Annotated in this window: 24 protein-coding genes; 8 read left to right on the top strand and 16 right to left on the bottom strand. The window is 39.7% G+C overall.

Going from position 1 to position 18,557, the window contains the following annotated elements; all coding sequences use genetic code 11:
- Positions 1–9 precede the first annotated feature (9 nt).
- The 4 genes from IFO69_RS09205 (at position 10) to IFO69_RS09190 (ending at position 2,621) form a co-directional block, all read left to right on the top strand.
- Positions 10–393 (top strand): (deoxy)nucleoside triphosphate pyrophosphohydrolase, encoded by a 384-nt coding sequence (locus tag IFO69_RS09205; RefSeq protein ID WP_192009766.1) that lies wholly within the window; start codon positions 10–12, stop codon positions 391–393.
- A 254-nt stretch (positions 394–647) separates the two neighbouring features.
- Positions 648–1,430, top strand: a complete 783-nt coding sequence (locus IFO69_RS09200; RefSeq protein WP_192009765.1) for a HipA family kinase — start codon at positions 648–650, stop codon at positions 1,428–1,430.
- A complete protein-coding gene (locus tag IFO69_RS09195; protein ID WP_192009764.1) occupies positions 1,408–1,791 on the top strand; it encodes a DUF3037 domain-containing protein in 384 nt (127 codons plus the stop codon). The genes IFO69_RS09200 and IFO69_RS09195 overlap by 23 nt, the downstream gene beginning before the upstream one ends.
- Before the next feature lie 155 nt (positions 1,792–1,946).
- Complete coding sequence (locus tag IFO69_RS09190; protein WP_192009763.1) at positions 1,947–2,621, top strand: phospholipase D-like domain-containing protein; 675 nt, start codon at positions 1,947–1,949, stop codon at positions 2,619–2,621.
- A 15-nt stretch (positions 2,622–2,636) separates the two neighbouring features.
- On the opposite strand, the gene IFO69_RS09185 is transcribed toward IFO69_RS09190, so the two are convergent.
- On the bottom strand, positions 2,637–3,242 hold the full coding sequence (locus tag IFO69_RS09185) for a DUF1684 domain-containing protein (protein WP_192009762.1): 606 nt from the start codon (positions 3,240–3,242) through the stop codon (positions 2,637–2,639).
- Between the two features lie 107 nt (positions 3,243–3,349).
- On the opposite strand from IFO69_RS09185, the gene IFO69_RS09180 reads away from it, so the two are divergent.
- A complete protein-coding gene (locus IFO69_RS09180) occupies positions 3,350–3,577 on the top strand; it encodes a DUF2905 domain-containing protein (protein WP_192009761.1) in 228 nt (75 codons plus the stop codon).
- Positions 3,578–3,580: 3 nt separating this feature from the next.
- On the opposite strand, the gene IFO69_RS09175 is transcribed toward IFO69_RS09180, so the two are convergent.
- From IFO69_RS09175 to IFO69_RS09125, 11 genes are all read right to left on the bottom strand, one after another.
- Positions 3,581–4,042, bottom strand: a complete 462-nt coding sequence (locus tag IFO69_RS09175) for a hypothetical protein (protein WP_192009760.1) — start codon at positions 4,040–4,042, stop codon at positions 3,581–3,583.
- An 18-nt stretch (positions 4,043–4,060) separates the two neighbouring features.
- Positions 4,061–4,651, bottom strand: coding sequence for a hypothetical protein (locus IFO69_RS09170; RefSeq protein WP_192009759.1), 591 nt, complete (start codon positions 4,649–4,651; stop codon positions 4,061–4,063).
- A gap of 2 nt (positions 4,652–4,653) precedes the next feature.
- Positions 4,654–6,081 carry a pyridoxal phosphate-dependent decarboxylase family protein gene (locus IFO69_RS09165; protein WP_192009758.1) on the bottom strand — a complete coding sequence of 476 codons (1,428 nt, stop codon included), beginning with the start codon at positions 6,079–6,081 and terminating at the stop codon, positions 4,654–4,656.
- Between the two features lie 64 nt (positions 6,082–6,145).
- Positions 6,146–6,904 (bottom strand): SDR family NAD(P)-dependent oxidoreductase, encoded by a 759-nt coding sequence (locus IFO69_RS09160; RefSeq protein ID WP_192009757.1) that lies wholly within the window; start codon positions 6,902–6,904, stop codon positions 6,146–6,148.
- 63 nt (positions 6,905–6,967) lie between these two features.
- Entirely contained in the window at positions 6,968–7,597 is a 630-nt protein-coding gene (locus tag IFO69_RS09155; protein WP_192009756.1) for a hypothetical protein, read from the bottom strand.
- Positions 7,598–7,835: 238 nt separating this feature from the next.
- Complete coding sequence (locus tag IFO69_RS09150; RefSeq protein ID WP_192009755.1) at positions 7,836–8,207, bottom strand: VOC family protein; 372 nt, start codon at positions 8,205–8,207, stop codon at positions 7,836–7,838.
- Positions 8,208–8,266: 59 nt separating this feature from the next.
- Positions 8,267–8,518 (bottom strand): hypothetical protein, encoded by a 252-nt coding sequence (locus tag IFO69_RS09145; RefSeq protein WP_192009754.1) that lies wholly within the window; start codon positions 8,516–8,518, stop codon positions 8,267–8,269.
- Between the two features lie 25 nt (positions 8,519–8,543).
- Positions 8,544–8,717: a hypothetical protein gene (locus tag IFO69_RS09140; RefSeq protein ID WP_192009753.1), complete on the bottom strand. Its 174-nt coding sequence runs from the start codon at positions 8,715–8,717 to the stop codon at positions 8,544–8,546.
- Between the two features lie 10 nt (positions 8,718–8,727).
- On the bottom strand, positions 8,728–9,168 hold the full coding sequence (locus tag IFO69_RS09135) for a hypothetical protein (protein ID WP_192009752.1): 441 nt from the start codon (positions 9,166–9,168) through the stop codon (positions 8,728–8,730).
- A gap of 125 nt (positions 9,169–9,293) precedes the next feature.
- Complete coding sequence (locus tag IFO69_RS09130; RefSeq protein ID WP_192009751.1) at positions 9,294–9,719, bottom strand: hypothetical protein; 426 nt, start codon at positions 9,717–9,719, stop codon at positions 9,294–9,296.
- A gap of 206 nt (positions 9,720–9,925) precedes the next feature.
- Entirely contained in the window at positions 9,926–10,429 is a 504-nt protein-coding gene (locus IFO69_RS09125) for a cupin domain-containing protein (protein ID WP_192009750.1), read from the bottom strand.
- Between the two features lie 178 nt (positions 10,430–10,607).
- Between IFO69_RS09125 and IFO69_RS09120 the strand changes: the two genes are divergently transcribed.
- Positions 10,608–13,841 carry a S41 family peptidase gene (locus IFO69_RS09120; protein WP_192009749.1) on the top strand — a complete coding sequence of 1,078 codons (3,234 nt, stop codon included), beginning with the start codon at positions 10,608–10,610 and terminating at the stop codon, positions 13,839–13,841.
- A gap of 80 nt (positions 13,842–13,921) precedes the next feature.
- On the opposite strand, the gene IFO69_RS09115 is transcribed toward IFO69_RS09120, so the two are convergent.
- From IFO69_RS09115 to IFO69_RS09100, 4 genes are all read right to left on the bottom strand, one after another.
- Positions 13,922–15,319, bottom strand: coding sequence for a sulfatase-like hydrolase/transferase (locus IFO69_RS09115; RefSeq protein ID WP_192009748.1), 1,398 nt, complete (start codon positions 15,317–15,319; stop codon positions 13,922–13,924).
- 58 nt (positions 15,320–15,377) lie between these two features.
- Complete coding sequence (locus IFO69_RS09110) at positions 15,378–15,725, bottom strand: VOC family protein (protein WP_192009747.1); 348 nt, start codon at positions 15,723–15,725, stop codon at positions 15,378–15,380.
- A gap of 258 nt (positions 15,726–15,983) precedes the next feature.
- Positions 15,984–16,511, bottom strand: coding sequence for a hypothetical protein (locus IFO69_RS09105; protein ID WP_192009746.1), 528 nt, complete (start codon positions 16,509–16,511; stop codon positions 15,984–15,986).
- A 537-nt stretch (positions 16,512–17,048) separates the two neighbouring features.
- On the bottom strand, positions 17,049–17,741 hold the full coding sequence (locus IFO69_RS09100) for a ComF family protein (protein WP_192009745.1): 693 nt from the start codon (positions 17,739–17,741) through the stop codon (positions 17,049–17,051).
- A gap of 82 nt (positions 17,742–17,823) precedes the next feature.
- On the opposite strand from IFO69_RS09100, the gene IFO69_RS09095 reads away from it, so the two are divergent.
- On the top strand, positions 17,824–18,171 hold the full coding sequence (locus IFO69_RS09095; RefSeq protein WP_192009744.1) for a carboxymuconolactone decarboxylase family protein: 348 nt from the start codon (positions 17,824–17,826) through the stop codon (positions 18,169–18,171).
- Positions 18,171–18,533: a hypothetical protein gene (locus tag IFO69_RS09090; protein ID WP_192009743.1), complete on the top strand. Its 363-nt coding sequence runs from the start codon at positions 18,171–18,173 to the stop codon at positions 18,531–18,533. The genes IFO69_RS09095 and IFO69_RS09090 overlap by 1 nt, the downstream gene beginning before the upstream one ends.
- Positions 18,534–18,557: the final 24 nt, after the last annotated feature.

The raw sequence follows: 18,557 nt of genomic DNA, 5'->3' as shown, positions 1-18,557 counted from the left end.
CACTTTTCTATGTTAAAGGTAACCTGCGCCATTATTGTTCATGATGGAATGGTGCTCGCTGTCCAAAGAAGTAAAAAGATGAAAATGCCCCTTAAATGGGAATTCCCCGGTGGCAAGCTGGAAAATGGGGAATCAGAACGGGAATGCCTGATCAGGGAGATCAAGGAAGAGCTGCATTTGGATATCAAAACAGGAGAGAAGCTGCCCGAGGTCATTCATCAATACCCCAACTTCAAAATCTGTTTAATACCGTTTATCGCCAGCATCCAATCCGGTGAATTGCACTTGGCAGAACACCAGGCCTATCAGTGGCTTCCAAAAGAAAAGTTATTGAATCTAGATTGGGCTGAGGCGGATGTGCCGGTGGTTGAAGACTTTTTAAAAACCCTATAGGTAAATGGATTATGATCCAAATTTCCATTATTAAAAAAGTCTAGGGTTTCCTGTAATTAATAAAAAATTGGGAATGCTAATAAATGTACAATCTTGCTAGTACGCTACATTAAAAACACTTGACTAAACAAGCTCCCTAAAAGCAGCCTTTAGTTTCAATTTAAAATATATTGTCCAATATTTGAACTGGGAAAAGTTGGTCGATCTGATTAGAATCATCAGGCTTATCCCCAGTTAACCTTTTTATCAAAACTATGGATTTACGCACTGTAAATGTGACCCGATATATTCTTCCTCTTCGGGAAGGGGGCTCCTTGCCGGCCTTGACCGATGCCGATGATGGTTTCAAATATGTTTTGAAATTCAAGGGTGCCGGGCAGCGTGAAAAGGCATTGATCGCAGAACTGATCGGTGGTGAAATCGCCAGACTTTTAGGCTTCAAAGTGCCTGAGCTGGTATTTGCCTTTTTGGACCCGGCCTTTGGTAGGTCAGAAGGAGATGAGGAAATCCAAGATCTGCTCAAAAGCAGCCAAGGCCAAAACCTGGCCCTGCATTTTCTTTCTGGCGCCATCAATTATGATGCTTTGGCCATGGAGGTAGACCCGCTGCTTGCCTCCAAAATAGTTTGGCTGGACATGCTGATCACCAATGTGGACCGCACTTTCCGCAATACCAATATGCTAATGTGGAACCGCGAGCTATGGCTTATCGACCATGGAGCTTCCTTGCTTTTTCACCATGCCTGGACCAACTGGGAAAAAAGTGCCACTAAGTCTTTCCCCATTATCCAAAACCATGTCCTGCTTCCCAGAGCCAGTCAATTGGATGAAGCCAATGAAAGCTTTAAAAAGTTATTGAGTCCTGAAAAAATAAAAGAAGTGGTCTCCCTGATTCCCGAGGAATGGCTGTTGGCAAGTGGTGATGGGGAAGATGCCGAGGCATTGCGGGATGTTTATCAAGAATATTTACATTTGAGATTTTCTTATGCCGATCAATTTACCAAAGAAGCCCAAGATGCAAGAGCAGCACTTATTTGAATATGCTATCATCCGGGTGGTACCTCGGGTGGAAAGAGAAGAGTTTATCAATGCGGGAGTGATCCTTTGCGATGCCAAAAGTGGCTTCCTCAAAGTCAAGACCCATTTGAACGAAACCAAATTGTTGGCCTTGGATGCAGCAGCAGATATTGAAATGATCAAACTCAACTTATCCTCTTTTGACAAAATCTGTTTTGGAAAAGATAATGGGGGAAAAATAGCCGAAATGGATCTGGCTTCACGGTTTCGATGGCTCACCGCTGTCAGAAGTTCAGTTATCCAAACCTCTAGACCACACACCGGCTTTTCCCAAGATTTGGATAAAACCTTAGAGAAGCTTTTTGAGGAAAATGTACTTTAAAAGCTCCTAAAGTCTCAAATTACTATTTATCCACTGTAAAAGCTTCGCTGATCCATGTGGAAAATGCCACTTCAATCATTGCAAATTATTATGTTAGATAAAATTAATAAACTCAACTTCAATTGCTTCGGCTTATCTAACCAACTGAAAAGATAATGCTTCCCCTAGAAGAAATTATTCAAAACTTCAAAGACAGCCTACAAGATCATGTCCTTTCCCGTTCGGAAAGAAAGGCTTTAAAGACTGATTTAAATCATTTGTCCACGCATGAAAGGCAAGTTCTGCTGTCAGAAATCAAACAAATGGCAGTGGAAAATACCGAGGATATAAAAAGCCAAAACCTGATCCAATGGTTTTATGAAGCCATTAAGGTATTGAATCAGGAACCGCAAGCTACTTCGGCTACAGCTGCCTTTTTTAGTCCGGGAAATGCTTGTAGGGATGCAATCCGGCAAGAAATTCGGAATGCGAGTTCACTTATCCACATTTGTGTCTTTACTATTAGTGATGATCGCATCACAGAAGAACTATTACATGCCCATGACAGAAAAGTTTCCATCAAAATTATAACCGATGATGACAAGTCCTTTGATTTGGGTTCTGACATCGAGCAAATGGAACAAGCCGGAATTTTGGTGCAAAAAGACAATAGTCCTGTCCATATGCATCATAAGTTTGCGATTTTTGACCGTAAAAAGATCTTAACAGGAAGCTACAATTGGACAAGATCAGCTGCTGAATACAATTATGAGAACATTGTATTGTTAGAAGATATCCACACGATCAGGACATTTGAAAAGGAGTTTGATCGATTGTGGAAATCTTTCTAAAATACTCAATTGTCACTAATCATGAAATTTCATTACTCCTGCTTTAATCTCCAAAGGTAAATCATTTTCTTTTGGAGGTATGGGACATGAATAGCGTGAATTGCAGGCACAGTAGGGATTATACGCTTTATTAAAATCAATAATTATTTCTTGATCTGAAGGAATTTCTAAGTCAATGAACCTTCCTCCACCATATGAGCTATCTCCATTGGTGAGGTCCGTAAAAGGCAAAAACAAATGTGTCTTGAATTCTTCCCTTTCCCTTAGTTGGTGACTTTGGTAAATATTGAGTACATAGTTTTTACCATCCAGCTCAAAATGTGCCTCTCCAAACTTTTCATAAATTGGCCTCCGTGTGGTAGTGGTCTTCATTCTAAAAGGCTTTTGATTCTCAGTCCTTATAAAAATAGCCTTTACATGGAATTTAGGGTTGATAGGAAAAAACTCAAGCTTTTCGAATTGCTCTAGGTCTTCACTTTTTAGGGGCGACTCTTCAGGATTGCCTAATTCATCATTTAGGTGATTTTGGAATGCCTGAATTTCCAGCCTATAACTATCCTGCGCAGAAACCCAAAACGATAAAAAGCATAATGCAAAGCAAATAGTCAAACAGTACTTCATTTTAAATAAGATTGAGTGCATCCCCAAATATACTTGACTTTTGTGAACACTACCATTTTTGGAAAATATTAATAACTTCATTGCTGAAGCGTCAACAATAAGCGCCTATGAACGCTGAAACTGCAAAATGGGTAATAGGTATTGGGATCAGTATTACACTGATTGGGTTGGCGATATATTTTCTGGGTGATAAACTCAGTTGGCTCGGGAGATTACCCGGTGATATTCGTATAGAAAGGGAAAATTTCCGGTTTTACTTTCCCATAACCACTATGGTCCTATTGAGCATTCTCGTTTCTTTGATCATAAGACTTATTCAGTTTTTAAGCAAGTAGCACTCAGTTTCGGATGCTTTCCGAGAAAAAATCCTTCTTCCACAATTCCCTACAAGTGAAATTTACACTGTCTAAAATCTCATAAACATTTTTAGGCACAAAAGGGCTGAGGATAATTTGGTAATTGCCGTGACGATCCTTTTGGATGTCCATTTCATATTTGGTCTTGAAATGAAGTAACTCTCTGGGAAAAAATATTTGCACATGCGTTGATGTCATTTCGGTATGAAAACCAAATCGTTGCTTCTTGTGGTGGTAATGTTGCAAAACAGACTTTTCTTGAAAAGACTTCTCTTGAATCACCAAAGAAGATTCCTGCCATAGCTTTGGGTTGAATTGGTGCTTGACCTGAATATTTCCTTTGACAAAAGAGTAGGACACATGATGATCCAATTCCAGTTTCACCGGTACATTGTTTCGGATCCCTAGAAATCTCCAGAGATTGTCTATTTTTTTAACGTCCATAATGGTATTACTTTGGGTTTACTCTACAAGCCTAAAATAATCCTCTGCAGTAACCTTAAAAGAAAAACGCTCTTTTTCAGATACCAATATTGGTTGCCATTCTTGATCAAATTTCACCTCAAAATCAATGTTCTCCTCAATTAATGGCGCCAACTTAGAAACAAAATCATAATGTGTAAAACGATCCCCAAACCTAAAGTATATTTCTCCTTGCTTTTGGCTTGATTGATTTTTCCATCTAATTTCTATTTCCTCCTGCTTTTCGAGGGCTTCAGATGGTTCCACGAAGATATAGGCTTCATTTTTTATACGGCTTAATATAATAGAAAGGTTGAGAAAAAGCAGTTTTTTGTTATTCGAATTTCTCGAGTACCTAAAAATATCCACTTTAGCATCATCTCTTCTTTCAATATCATAATAGATTTGACGGACATTTTTAAAGTACAATCGGCTAGCATCAGTAATATGCGTCACTTCTGCATCTCCTGTATTATCCGCTCTGTATTCATTGAAAAAAGAAAACACCAACACGATCCCCACCGATGCAAGACCAAAGATCTTAATGACCTTGATCAATTCCGGTGTAAATATGGGATTCCTACGTGCCATGATTAATTGTTTGGTTCAATTATGTCTTCTAGTATTTCCATCAATAAAGTCCAAGTTTTGTCAATGTGAGACTGGTTCACATCTGTTTGCCCAATCACCCAACGGATACAGTACTTCTTATCCAGCTTTGTATGGGTAAAAAATGCTTTCCCTGTAGCATTTACTGACTCCATCCACCGCTGGTTAATTTCATTGAGCTTCTCAAGACCAAATGACTTATCCACAAAACGGAAACAAATGGTATTCAAAGGAATAGGAGAAACCAACTCCAAATTTGATTCATTTTCGACCAAATTTACTAGAGATTGGGTCAAGGATAAATGCACCCTAAGCTTCTTTCTTATGCCTTCCAAACCATAACTCCGAAGGACAAACCAAAGTTTCAAAGCGCGAAACCTGCGGCCCAGTTGTATGCCCCAATCCCGGTAGTTATTCACATCCTGGTCATGGGAAGTTTTAAGGTATTCGGGCGTCATAGAGAAAGTGTGGACCAAATGTTGGGCATCTTTCACATAGAGGACAGAACAATCAAAATTGGTAAACATCCATTTGTGCGGATTAAAGACATAACTGTCTGCTTTATCATGTCCTTTACTCATCCAACGGTATTCCGGCAACAATAGAGCGGTGCCTGCATATGCAGCATCAATATGGTGCCATAAGTTGTATTGGATACAAATATCCCCAATCGTATCAATAGGATCAATGGCCGTGGAGCTGGTCGTTCCCAAAGCAGAAACCACGCAAATGGGCTTGTAGCCTTTCTTTAAATCGGCTTTTATGGCCAACTCAAGTGCTTCTGGATCCATAGCAAAGGACTTATCCACATTGATTTTGACCAAATTCTCTTCCCCCAAACCAACAATGCGCATCGCTTTGTCTACAGAAGAATGTACATGCAATGAACTGTATACCCTATATTTTTCCTTTCCACTATAGCCCTTTTGGTTAATGGAAAAGCCGCTTGCCTTTTCCCTGGCAGCTAAAATGGCACAAAGTGTCGCGGTAGAAGCTGTATCTTGAATTACACCTTTCCAGTTGGAATCCAAACCCTTGGCATCCCGCAACCACTCCACGACTTTTTCTTCTAACTCCGTAGCAGCAGGGGAAGTCAACCAAGACATGCACTGAGCACCAAGCGTGGCCATCAGCATTTCAGCCAAAATGGAAGGTTCCGAATTATTGGCTGGGAAATACCCAAAAAAGGCTGGATGCTGCCAATGACTTATGCCCGGCATAATGATCTCTTCAAAGTCCTTAAAAATAGTTTCAAAACTGGCAGGTACTTCCGGAGCATCATTCGGAAGTTGTTGATAAATTTCACCAGGAGATACTTGGGGTGTTACTGGATAGCTTTCCTTTTGCTCCATATAATCTGCCATCCAATCCACCAACTCGTGGGCATATTTTCGGAAATCCTTTTTGTTCATGGTTTGTAGGATTGAGTAGGGAGTACAAAAATCTATTGTCTCTCAATTGTTATCTAGCTCCTAATTAATGTACATAAGATCCAGCATTGATATCTATGGTGCTACCCGTGGCATGATCTGCCAAGCCCGAACAGAGTAAACAAATCATTGGGGCTAGGTCCTTTGGTTCTGTCAAATTCTCCAAAGCAATATCATTCAATGCAAACTCTTCTCCATATTGGTTCATAAAATCCTGGGCCATATCGGTCCGTACAAATCCTGGGGCAATGATAAAGGCCCGGATTCCTTCTTTGCCATAATAGCGAGCAATAGAACGGGTAAAGCCAACCAATGCCGATTTTGAAGCAGCATAAGCTAAGTAATCTGGGGTATCCCCCCTAAAAGCGGCCCGGGAACTGATATTGATTAAGCGTCCATTTTTGTTTAATCGGGCATGGTTAATAAACTCTTTGCTGATAATGGCCAGTGCGTGCACATTGACCGTCATAGTCTCCAACCAATTGCTGGTCCATTCCATAGTGGAAGCTTCATCAGAAATGGATTTGGCAATACCGGCATTGTTAATGACCGCATCAATCTTTCCATATTTGTCCACCAGTTTGAACAACCAGCCTTTTACCTGCTCCAAGTCAGAAAGATCGCATTGGACCAAGTGGGAATTATTGGGCAAAGAAGATTGTAAGGACTGCGCAGCTCCTTTGTTCCGGTTATAGTGGATCAACACTTCAGCTCCTGATGTGGATAACTGCGTAGCCAAGGCCCTTCCAATACCTCTGGAGGCTCCTGTAACCAAAATTCGTTGGTTCTTAAGGGATATTTCCATTTCACTCTGATTTTAAACTGACTAAAATTAACAAATGACAAATTGATATAAAATCATTTTACATCAAATAGACTTGCGAATCAATTCGCTCAGTTCAGCATCAGAATAGTTTGAAATAATTCCTTCTTTTTGAATCAAATAATTAGAAATGGCTTGATCTGTCCATTGGTGTGATTCTTTTATTCCCCGAATAATTGTACTTAAATAGCTCTCATGAGGTGGGGTATAAGGTTGAAATAATCCTCTTGTGGTAAAAGTAAAAATGGGTGCTCCTTCCTCTTCTCCCAAATGAAGCAAGAGGTCATACCAACCGGCCTTGTCCAATACCTGCTTACCTTTGTCAATTATTTGTTCAAAATCAATCAAGGGGCGGGAAGTAAGCGCATTTTCCTGCATTACCACATCCAAAAATTGCGCTTTTTTGATGAGGTATATTCTCGCTAAGGTCTGCTGGGAAGCATCTTTTTCATGGTGGATAAACGCTACTCCACCCCCATTCCAGATCTTTGCTTTTTTAGCAAAATATAGCCTGTAAGGAACTTCAATGCCTTTTTTCTTAATGGGAAGAGACTTATCCACACAGCCATTATATCGCTTAATGGCTCCTTTGGGCTGCCCTCCACAGATGTAGCATAAAAAACGCTCTTCCAACAAATTGGATCCATAACTGGCATACCAAATGTAATCGCTCATTGTTGTTCGAGTAAAGTATGGAATTTTAGTTTGGGACAGTTAGAATACAATTTTGAGCCAGCAAGACATACAAAGCTTGCTTTTTCTAGTGATGCTTCTTCAGCTTTATGATTGCACCAAAAGGGCCAATTTATGGTTAGATCCTATTGAGCCGAAAGCTCAAAATTAATCCTATCATCTTATTTATAGCCTCTAAAATCTAACGCCTAGCACTAGCGTCTGGTCTAGTTTCTTGGTACTAAATATGTTGGTCGATTAGCACAGGATTTCCATCAGGATCAATTAGAAAAATGCTGGCTGGACCAGTAGAGGAGGGGTTGGCTTCTTGATCAAGCTCCAGTCCACTAGCTTTCAATTGTTTTTGGATTTCCCGAACATCGTCAAAATCCTTCAGGCTCTTGGCATTCTCGTCCCAACCCGGATTAAAGGTCAGAATATTCTGTTCGAACATGCCCTGAAACAAGCCGATCAAAGAATTGTGATTTTTCATGATCAGGTAGTTCTTTTCCATATCTCCAGCAAAAACTTCAAATCCCAATTTTTCATAAAATTCTTTGGAAGCCTTAATATCCTTCACACTAAGACTAATGGAAAAAGCACCTAGTTTCATGATCTTCAGAAATTTAGTAAGTATTGAATATAAGCAATTTTATCTTTGATATCATCCTATTATTCCTTTTTGTAATCCTCATCACCAACTCGCAAAATCAATGCTTCATTTTTCTTCCCTAGCTGAAAATCCTTAATATGCATATTGCCGCTACCTATGAATACTACCAAAAGCAGATCACAGGACATAGAAAATCCAAAAGTATTGTTGCCAAATTCCTTGGAATATTTCCACCTCCACTTTCCCTCTACTTCTCGCTCACCCCAAAATACGATAGCCGTGGAATCAGATTTCAATTCGAAAGATGACATTTCCACGGAGCTGTCCTGAACGGACCTATCCTCTTGTTCGGGTTATTGATTTCCACCTTCCCAAAACCTCCTCCCTAGAAACATCTGGTGCTTCCTCTAAAGGTTCTTTATAATCTGGAGCTTCCTTTAAAGGTTCTTTGTAATTAAAAGCAATAAAAAAAGCAATTAGTATTATAGCTATATATTTCCAGTTTTTCATAGTCAATCAATTATAATTTTTTGTATTTCCCGTTATCAATTGTCAATGGAATGCCTTGCACCAAAGAGTCCAGCTTAAATGAAAAAATACTTGTGTGTTTATCGATATTATATACCTGCAAAATTAAATCACCACTTAAATAGGCTTCTCCTTTACCTATTTTGATGGACTCCCCCCCTATATTCCATTTTCCCTCAACTACCTTGGTCCCATAATGAATTTGTGCTGTGGAATCGGCCTTAAGTTCAAATCGGGCTATTATATCTTTTTTGCTTTCATCTGCAACAAATTGCTCATTTAGCGCCCAAGTACCGATAAACTTCTTTCTCGTACTCAGCACTTTCGCATCTACTTCCTGGTCGGCTTCCTCTATGACCTTCTTTTCGGAGACATTGCAAGACAACAATATTAAGATGGAAAACAAAAACAGTAGGCTATTTAAAAATCTCATAGTTGGAATAGTTATGGATGATAAAAATTCAATTTATTGTCAATCTGAAAACCAATTTATCCATCAGCCAAGTTATCATTTTATAGTTAACCTAACTGTTGGATAAATTATTTGACCTGAGTCACTTATTGTTTCTCATACGTTTCACCACCAGCACTTACCAGCTGTGATGCTGCTTCACCTAGTTTATAAGCAATAAAATCAATGTGAGATTGATCCCGATGTACTTCAAGTATCACAACGGAATTGGCCCAAGGTGATTTTGCATACCTAGCTGCGAATTTGCTGTCCTTTTCCACAAATTTCCATGATCCTTTTACTTCTCTTTTTCCCAACAAAATACTAGCTGTCGAGTCAGGATGGAGTTGAAAGCTTCTAATTTCATCCTTTCTGGACGCTTCATAGGGCTGGAGGTTCGATAACTCCCATGAAGCAACAAAATCTTCTCTTTTGACCTCTTCTTGGACTGTCCACATTCCATGCTCATAAGAAAAAGAAGAAAGTACCAACAGCAAAACTGGGATTAGAACAAAAATTGATTTCTTCATCATTAACAAATTTTTATGGTTTAAATAATTGAAAATAACATTACCCAAAAAATGGTAATGAGCTTCAAACCTAATTAAGTTTAGACTAGCCACGCTACAAAAATAGGTCAGTAGATCTAAAATATCGGTAAATGACCGTTTTTTCTCGGTGAATATTACTTGCGACAAGTTCGATGTACAAAATCAAGTCTCCCAATTATTAGAAAACTCTAAATTGCTCTGGTGAGTCTTTTGATCAATTCTTTATGCTGAGGAAATTCTGAAGCTAATTTTTCGCGTTCTGCCAACTCAAAATCTCGAAAGTCAAAACCCGGTGCCACTGTGCAACCTACCAAGGCAAAACTCTCTTTCTCCACCAGCTCAGCGGCAAACCAATAACCCGCAGGAACAGTAAATTGGAGAAATGCACCATTCCATATATCACTGCCTATGATATACTGTTGAAACTCTCCCTTTGGTGAAATGGTAAATAAACGAACCGGAGAGCCTATGTAAAAGTGCCAGGTTTCGTCCTGTTTGATGCGATGAAAGGCTGAAAAAGTATCAGATGTCAACAAAAAGTAAATGCTGGTCGCATAGTTCCTTTTCCCTTCCATTCCCTCAGGAAGATTAGCAGAATCAATCTTCCCCATGCTTCGATACACTTCTTTAAAATAACCTCCTTCAGGGTGAGCTTCCAAGCCCAACTTATCGATGATGTTTTTGTAATCCATTATTCCTAATCTATAAAATGTTCTACATACCTATGTCATGAACATAGGCATATATTATTAGCCATACAATCATTGGATAAACACAGAAAACGCCCAATTCAGTTTGTTTAAAATTTCATCATTTTTTTCCATCTTTAATAATTCAACTTTTAAATATACTTCCCTTCAATAAAATCCTATGAAACAACTCCTTACCCTACTATTTCTGTTTATTACTACTGCCATCTCCCAGGCACAGACGTCACCCAAATGGATCCGTTATCCGACCATCTCACCAGATGGAAAAAACATTGCTTTCACATACAAAGGTAATTTATATCGCGTCCCTTCAGATGGAGGGAATGCCCTTCAACTTACTTTCCATTCATCACATGATTTTATGCCCATTTGGAGCAAGGACGGAAAATCAATAGCATTTGCTTCTGAGCGATATGGGAATTTTGATGTATATGTGATGGACGCCCTAGGTGGACCGGCCAAGCGCCTGACCTTTCACAGTACAAACGAATATCCTTATTCATTTTCCGCAGATGACAAAGCTGTAATTTTTGGGGCAAGTAGACTGGACTTGGCCAGTCACCGACAGTATCCCGCCAGCTACCAACCAGAACTTTATCAGGTTCCCGTTTTAGGAGGCCGGGTAGACCAGCTACTGACCATTTCTGCAGAGGATGTACAGGTCAGTAGAGACGGAAAAACCATGCTCTATCATGATCGTCCGGGAAGAGAGGATGAATGGAGAAAGCATCACATTTCTGCTGTTACTCGGGATATTTGGAAATATGATGTGGAAAGTCAAAAACATCAAATGATTACCACTTTTAAAGGAGAAGACAGACAACCTGTTTTTGATGAAAATGAGGAAAATATCTATTACTTAAGCGAAGAAAGTGGAAATTTCAATGTCCATCAACTGAACTTATCCCAGCCGGAGAACAATACTCAAGTCACTGACTTTGATACATTTCCAGTGAGGTTTTTAAGTTTTGGAGGAGGCACCCTATCTTTTGGCTATGATGGTGAGCTTTACACACTTCAAGCAGGTGCGGCACCAAAAAAGGTACAAGTAAATATCCGGACCCAAGATAGTCAAAACACGGACAGCTATATCACCATACAAGGAGGTGTCCAAGAAATGTCCATTTCACCCAACGGAAAGGAAATCGCTTTTATCGCTCGAGGAGAGGTTTTTGTCACTTCTGTGGACGGTTCACTAACCAAGAGAATCACCAATACACCTGAAGCAGAAAGGTTTGTATCTTTTACTCCTAACGGAAAAGGGGTAGTTTATTCGAGCGAACGTGATGGAAAATGGAGCATTTTCAAAACCGAAAAAACCCGCAATGATGAACCTTTTTTCTATGCATCAACCCTTTTAAGGGAGGATACTTTAATCAGTAGCAATACAGATAGCTATTTACCTTCTTTTTCACCAGATGGCAAGCAATTGGCTTATGTGTCTGACAGAAGAACACTCAAAGTGAGAAATCTAGAAAGCAAAAATGAGGTGGAACTACTTTCTAGACAAGAGCTATTCCATATGAGAGATGGGGACAAATACTTTACTTGGAGCCCCGACAGTAAATGGCTTCTGGTGGGATGGGGAAAAACTTTGAGCAATAGTGAAATCTTACTGATGGCAGCTGATGGGAGCAAAAAAGAAAACCTCACTGAGAGTGGCTACTATGATTCAAGTCCCAAATGGGTCAATGATGGAAAACAAATGATCTGGTTTAGCAACCGCAATGGCCTGAAAAGCTATGCTACCAGCGGCCGCAGCGAAGATGATGTATATGCCATGTTCTTTGGCCAAGATGCTTATGATGAATTTAGGCTTTCTGAAGAGGACTATAAACTAAAAAAGGCACTGAAAGAAGCTAAAAAGGAAGATTCCAAAGAAGAAGAGAAGGATAAAAAAAGTAAGGAAGATGCAAAAGAAGAGGAACAAATAGAACCAATTCAATTCGACTGGGTAGGAATCAGGGAGCGAAAAGCTAGATTAACCACACATTCCAGTAATCTCAGTGATGCCGTGCTTTCCAAAGACAATGAAAAAATCTACTATCTTTCTAGTTTTGAAGACAAAAACAACCTATGGGAAGGAAACCTACGCAATGGAGAAACCAAAATGGCCATCAAACTCAATACCGGAGGAGGTAGCTTGCTTTGGGACAAAAAAATGGAAAACCTTTATCTCTTGGCCAGCGGCAATATTTCAAAGCTAAATGTCAAAGAGGGCAAGTCGGAAAGCATTAAAATCGCCGGAGATATGTACCTGGATGAGGACTTAGAAAGAAAAAGCATGTTTGATCATGTTTACATCCGCACTAAAAATATATTTTATGAACCTACTTATCATGGAAATAACCTCGACACCTTGTATGCACAATATAAAAAATACTTGCCTCACTTGGGCAACTCTTTCGAATTTGCCGAGATGGTATCTGAAATGCTTGGAGAATTAAATGTCTCCCATACCGGCGCCCGATACAGAAATCCTTCAAAAGAGGGGGACAAAACAGCTTCATTGGGCATATTTATGGATTATGATTTTGAAGGAGAAGGCATCAAGATCACTGAGGTGATTCAAGGAGGACCGCTAGATAAGGCAGGCTTTGACATTGAGCCAGGAATGGTTATTCAATCCATTGATGGAGTTCCCATTTCTCCTGACAAGGACATCGCCTCTTATCTCAATCATAAGGAAGGAAAGTTTTTACTGTTGGATATCTCAGATGCCGAGGGAACAAATACCAAGCAAATCACAGTCAAACCGATAAGCCTTTCTGAAGAGTCAAGCTTGTTTTACAAAAGATTCGTCAGGATCAATAGAAAAGAGGTGGAAGAAAAAAGCAATGGTCAGTTGGGTTACGTCCATATTCCGGGTATGAGTGATGAGCCCTACCGTTCCATCTATGAAGATATGATGGGCAAATACTTTGATTCCAAAGGCGTGGTAGTGGATACTCGGTTCAATAGTGGCGGGGACCTAGTTGCTGATCTTGCAACTTTCTTCACAGGAACGCATTTCATTACCTATGCCACTGAAGATAAAGTGGTAGGTGGGGAGCCAACTTCCAGATGGACCAAACCCACTGTATCTTTATTTAATGAAAGTATGTATTCTGATGGCCATTGTTATGCCTGTGGTTACACTGATTTAAATATTGGCACTACCATTGGCATGCCTGTGCCTGGGACCTGCAGTTTCGCAGGTTGGGAAATGCTTCCAGACGGTACGGTCTGGGGAACAGTTCCTATCAGTGCCAAAGATAAATCAGGTGAATGGATGGAAAACAACCAGACCGAACCTGCCATAAGAGTCAAAAATATCCCAGGCATTATTGATAAAGGAAGAGACCAACAATTGGAAAAAGCCATTGAAGTTCTATTGAAAGAAACATCAGAGTAAAAATTCTTTACTGAACATATCTAGCTAAGGAGGCAGCACAAATAACATAACTGCCTCCTTTTACTTAACCATCGATACTATTACATGCCTGAATGCAGACCATGACGGTCAATATCGTCACGGACTTTCCGATTTTCCCAGTACCACTGTATCACTTTGTGGCTTAGCTGACCTGCTAATTCTGTGTTTTGACTGGCGAGATTGGTGGTTTCATTCCAGTCCTTTTCCAAATCATAAAGTTCTACATGCGTACTGTCACCATTGACCAAAAGCTTCCAGTTTTCGTGACGAATGGCCAAATGGGGGCTCCGATGATGTTCCTGCCGGGGATGGTTGAAATGCTCATTTCTCCCAAAATCCCATAGAAGGTCTTTTTTCCGTTCTACGGTCAAATTTCCTAATAAAGCCTCACTCAAATCTTCTCCAGCAGGCTGGTATTCTTCAGGAACTTTTGCTCCAGTAATCACTGCCAAGCTCGGTAATAAGTCCACTGCGCCTATGATGGTTTGATTATTGGTCTGTCCAGGCTGAACCATAGCTGGCCAGCTCACAATAAACGGCATACGAATACCTCCCTCATATAAACTGTTTTTGGCTCCTCTCTGGCTATTGGTCCTGATCTGCTCGTAAGTGGGTGCGGCTCCATTGTCACTGGTGAAGATGATCATCGTATTTTCAGCTATGCCCAAATCATCCAAACCCGCCATCAATCGACCAATTTGGCGGTCATATTCCTCCAATACAGGAATAAAATTAGGTTTACTGGGCCAAGTATCTCGCTGATTGTAAAATTCTTCATTGGGAATCCATGGGTCGTGCATATCATCAGGCCAAAAATTCACAAAACAAGGGACTTCTTTGTTTCGGGCAAGGAAGTCCAAGGTCTTATCTACAAAATAACCAGTCCTTTCCCATCTTTCAATGCTATCTTGTTCACTCCAGATCCAGTTGGAAGCAGTGATCAGCTTATCCGGATCGGGACCTTCATAGGTGGTGGTATATTCATCAAAACCATATTCCGTGATTTGGGGTGCATCGTCCACATCACGGCCACCTCCCATATGCCACTTACCAATGTGGCTGGTTTTATAACCGGCTGTCTTGAGCACCTTGGCCATGGAAGGTGCGGCAGGATCCAGAAAATCAAACTGCTCACAATTAGTGTTGCCCTTTCTGCTGTGCAAAAATGTATTGATGCCCCATTCCGTAGGAAACATTCCTGTCGTAATCCCCACTCTCGAAGGTGAGCAAACGGGCGCTGCTGAATAATAGTGGTTAAACTTAATGCCATTTGCAGCCAGTTGATCGATATGGGGGGTTTCCACCCAGCCGCTATTGTAGCAAGATAAATCACCCACTCCCATATCATCGGTATATATAATGATGATATGGGGCTTTTTAAGTGTTTCGGATTGGTTGGCCTTTTGATTGCAGGAAAAAGTGGCTAGCAACAACAAGGACAATACTATTCTGATCATAGTGTTATGGATTTATTAGGTTTAATTGAATGATGCTGAAATAACAACAGTAGTAGTTTTAACGGTCAGACCATACCGCCAATTCATTCCCAGCAGGATCTAAAAAATGAAATCTTCTGCCTCCCGGAAATGAAAAAATGTCAACCGATATTTTTTCCCCACAATCTTCTACCGTTTTCTTTATCCCCTCTAAGTCTTCATGATAAAGTACTACCAAGGTGCCGTTGACAACAGTTTCATCAGTCTTCATAAAACCACCTTCCAAACCACTCTCAGAAAAAGCCACGTATTCCGGTCCGTAATCGGTAAACTTCCAACCGAAAGCTTTATGATAAAATTGCTTGATAGCTTCCAGGTCAGAAGCCTTAAATTCTAGGTAATTGATATGGTTGTTTTTAGCGGCCATGGTAAGGGTTTGATTTAATTGAGGGATTCATTCTGCTTTTAATTTACAAAGCTTTATATGAAAAGAAGTACTTTTTGAAAGTAAATCAAATAAGCATTTGATCAGTGAAAAAATCGCAATGTAGACGGATCAAAATGGGGGTGGTGAGGGCAAAGTCAATTACCCCTTATATTTGATGATTTTCAAAATAAGAGCAACAACTGTAATATTGGCAAGGTGAACTGTGATTTACGCGTTGACAATTCGATGGATTCTTTCCTAATTTTCAATATCAGCCAATTGATATTTAATCAGTTGCTGTAACCTATAATTTTCTTTCTTGCCATTTAGAGGAATTTTGATTTTTCTGGAACCCAATAAAGCTCCTATTCCACCTCCCAAAGCCATTCCACCTAAGACCACGTTGATATTGGTTCTGGTACACATTCCATTAGCATCATCACAGTTTGGATCATCCACTTTGCCAACCGCCAAGCCAACAGCAGTTCCGATGATAGCCCCAAATATGATGGATTTACCCAGCTTTCCCTGCTTTCTGAATTCCAAAGTGCGAATATCTTCGATATCATGTTCATTTATTCTGGAATGTACTGAAGATGCTTCGGGAAATGACTCAGTAGTTAAAATGGAAGACGGCCTAACCTCAAATAAATACCCCTTCATGCTCTGGTTAGAGGCATTTGAAGTCAACCACATATCGTACTGCCTAATCTTAGGCGTGATTTGTGCCACAGCCAAATTGATCAAAGCAAAGCTGATTAAAAATAAGGATAAGGCCTTTTTCATTAAAAAGAATAGGTTTTGGGAAATGAATGGAAATTACTCAACTTAAACCTCACCACTCAGTCTCTAAGTGAATATTATAAAAACTGAATATTATAATTTCAAATACAAATAAGTAATGATAACATGATTAAATTAAGTAAATTTTCTTTCGAAAAAGTAGATTGAAAAGATTATGTATAGCAGCGGTAATTATTGATAAATCAAGGTGTCATATTACGAAAAAACATTTTCGTTGAAACTACTTTAATCATTTCTCCTTAACTCTTATTTACCCAAAAAGTAAATGGTTAGTTTAAAATCAGAAAAACAACAGTCCAATACACTAAAAAAGATGTATATCCGCAATTCTAACAGTAGAGATTAAAAGCGAGTAGAAACGACCCTTTTGATTAAAATATCAACTGCTTCGGTCTTCAGACTTCAATTCTACCTGGCAGTTAGACAGGCTTCCGACCACTCAAGCAAAGTATGTTTGGTTACTGGCATCATTGCGGATAATCAGATTAAAAAATAATCACAATCAATTCATGTAACTGCTTATCTACCTGCTGCGATTACCGCCAAATCCACCTGTCTTGCACCAGCATCTAATAATACATTGGCACAGGCAGATAGGGTGGCACCGGTGGTCATCACATCATCAACCAATAAAATAGACTTTCCCTCCAAATTAGTTTTGCCCGTCAAACCAAAAACCTTTTCTACATTCTCAATCCTTGCTATTCTTGACTTTTTGGTCTGCGTCACCGTAAACTTGGTTCTCACCAAAGATTGGTCAATAAGTATGTCTAAAGTTGAAGCTAACCCTAAGGCAAACTGCAAACTTTGATTGTACCCGCGTCGCTTTTCCTTTAATGGATGTAAGGGAACAGCAATGATAAAGTCCCACCTGATTTCAATCCCACTTTGCTTTAATCTTTGACCATAAAGCTTACCCAAAACCTGACCTAACTCAGGTTTATTACGGTATTTCAATTGGTGTAGTAATCTTTGGCTCATTCCTTTTTTGGTAAATCTTAAAAAGGCCATTACATTCCCAGCCTTGGTCAATCCCATGATTTTTATGGCCAAATCATTATTTTGAGGACGTAAATGGTAAGTAGTAAGGGGCAATTTGCCCTGACATACCCGACAAAGTTGATTTTCGAAATCAAACAGGCTCCGTTTGCACATGCAGCAGGTCTCTGGAAATACCAAAGCCAAAAAATCATTGAAAAAAGTGAAACGCATTAGGAAAAAGGCTTGTTAGTTCTAATTGACAGGAAAATACCTGCTATATTTGCTAATTAGATAAAAACTATCCTATAAGTTAATGAATTTAGTAGACGAATTCAACGAGTATCGTGCCAAGATGAACGAGAAGATTCTTGGAGAAGACAATAAAGTGCTCAAACGTATTTTCAATCTGGACACAAATGCCTTCACACCAGGGGCCGTTGACATCCAATCAAAGGAAATGATTGGCCTAGCCTGTTCCATGGTGCTGCGTTGCGATGACTGTGTTCGCTATCACTTAGGAAAATGCCATGAGGTTGGTCTGACCAAAGAACAGGTGTTTGAAGTATTTTCTATCGCCAACCTTATTGGTGGAACCATCGTAATTCCTCACTTACGAAAAGCCGTGGAATACTGGGAGGAATTGGAAAATAAAGCTGGATAATGCTAAAGAAAGATTTAGATATAGAAAAAAGGTGGTCCAAGCTCTTGGTGGGTATTCAGGATTTGATTGGTAAAAAGCCCGCAGATCTAAATGGGGTGCTTTTTATCATCGGTGTCCAAGAATTAGGCAAAGGCATGAAAAACTTCAGCAAAGAGCAAAAGCAGGACTTAATGCACATTGCCATTTGCAAAGTTTTAAGCTTGGCTGGTTTCTATGAACTTGATTCTATCGATCAAGATGGCTGGCCTCACTGGAATTTAGTAAAAGAACTACCTCATTTTGATATCTTAGAGCAGGAGAAATTACTAAAGATCCAAGTATTAGAATACTTCGAAAAAGAATTTGAAATAGACATAAAATAGAAATTTCACTTTAAATAGAAATAT

The sequence above is a fragment of the Echinicola arenosa genome (genome assembly GCF_014841125.1).
GTDB lineage: Bacteria > Bacteroidota > Bacteroidia > Cytophagales > Cyclobacteriaceae > Echinicola > Echinicola arenosa.
The sequence above is the reverse complement of the archived record's forward strand: the minus strand, read 5'-3'. Positions and strand labels throughout refer to the sequence as shown.

Bases quoted from the DNA above. Each gene is read 5' to 3' on its own strand.
- IFO69_RS09205 (WP_192009766.1), top strand. From the start codon at position 10: ATGTTAAAGGTAACCTGCGCCATTATTGTTCATGATGGAATGGTGCTC.
- IFO69_RS09200 (WP_192009765.1), top strand. From the start codon at position 648: ATGGATTTACGCACTGTAAATGTGACCCGATATATTCTTCCTCTTCGG.
- IFO69_RS09195 (WP_192009764.1), top strand. From the start codon at position 1,408: ATGCAAGAGCAGCACTTATTTGAATATGCTATCATCCGGGTGGTACCT.
- IFO69_RS09190 (WP_192009763.1), top strand. From the start codon at position 1,947: ATGCTTCCCCTAGAAGAAATTATTCAAAACTTCAAAGACAGCCTACAA.
- IFO69_RS09185 (WP_192009762.1), bottom strand. From the start codon at position 3,242: ATGAAGTACTGTTTGACTATTTGCTTTGCATTATGCTTTTTATCGTTT.
- IFO69_RS09180 (WP_192009761.1), top strand. From the start codon at position 3,350: ATGAACGCTGAAACTGCAAAATGGGTAATAGGTATTGGGATCAGTATT.
- IFO69_RS09175 (WP_192009760.1), bottom strand. From the start codon at position 4,042: ATGGACGTTAAAAAAATAGACAATCTCTGGAGATTTCTAGGGATCCGA.
- IFO69_RS09170 (WP_192009759.1), bottom strand. From the start codon at position 4,651: ATGGCACGTAGGAATCCCATATTTACACCGGAATTGATCAAGGTCATT.
- IFO69_RS09165 (WP_192009758.1), bottom strand. From the start codon at position 6,081: ATGAACAAAAAGGATTTCCGAAAATATGCCCACGAGTTGGTGGATTGG.
- IFO69_RS09160 (WP_192009757.1), bottom strand. From the start codon at position 6,904: ATGGAAATATCCCTTAAGAACCAACGAATTTTGGTTACAGGAGCCTCC.
- IFO69_RS09155 (WP_192009756.1), bottom strand. From the start codon at position 7,597: ATGAGCGATTACATTTGGTATGCCAGTTATGGATCCAATTTGTTGGAA.
- IFO69_RS09150 (WP_192009755.1), bottom strand. From the start codon at position 8,207: ATGAAACTAGGTGCTTTTTCCATTAGTCTTAGTGTGAAGGATATTAAG.
- IFO69_RS09145 (WP_192009754.1), bottom strand. From the start codon at position 8,518: ATGTCATCTTTCGAATTGAAATCTGATTCCACGGCTATCGTATTTTGG.
- IFO69_RS09140 (WP_192009753.1), bottom strand. From the start codon at position 8,717: ATGAAAAACTGGAAATATATAGCTATAATACTAATTGCTTTTTTTATT.
- IFO69_RS09135 (WP_192009752.1), bottom strand. From the start codon at position 9,168: ATGAGATTTTTAAATAGCCTACTGTTTTTGTTTTCCATCTTAATATTG.
- IFO69_RS09130 (WP_192009751.1), bottom strand. From the start codon at position 9,719: ATGATGAAGAAATCAATTTTTGTTCTAATCCCAGTTTTGCTGTTGGTA.
- IFO69_RS09125 (WP_192009750.1), bottom strand. From the start codon at position 10,429: ATGGATTACAAAAACATCATCGATAAGTTGGGCTTGGAAGCTCACCCT.
- IFO69_RS09120 (WP_192009749.1), top strand. From the start codon at position 10,608: ATGAAACAACTCCTTACCCTACTATTTCTGTTTATTACTACTGCCATC.
- IFO69_RS09115 (WP_192009748.1), bottom strand. From the start codon at position 15,319: ATGATCAGAATAGTATTGTCCTTGTTGTTGCTAGCCACTTTTTCCTGC.
- IFO69_RS09110 (WP_192009747.1), bottom strand. From the start codon at position 15,725: ATGGCCGCTAAAAACAACCATATCAATTACCTAGAATTTAAGGCTTCT.
- IFO69_RS09105 (WP_192009746.1), bottom strand. From the start codon at position 16,511: ATGAAAAAGGCCTTATCCTTATTTTTAATCAGCTTTGCTTTGATCAAT.
- IFO69_RS09100 (WP_192009745.1), bottom strand. From the start codon at position 17,741: ATGCGTTTCACTTTTTTCAATGATTTTTTGGCTTTGGTATTTCCAGAG.
- IFO69_RS09095 (WP_192009744.1), top strand. From the start codon at position 17,824: ATGAATTTAGTAGACGAATTCAACGAGTATCGTGCCAAGATGAACGAG.
- IFO69_RS09090 (WP_192009743.1), top strand. From the start codon at position 18,171: ATGCTAAAGAAAGATTTAGATATAGAAAAAAGGTGGTCCAAGCTCTTG.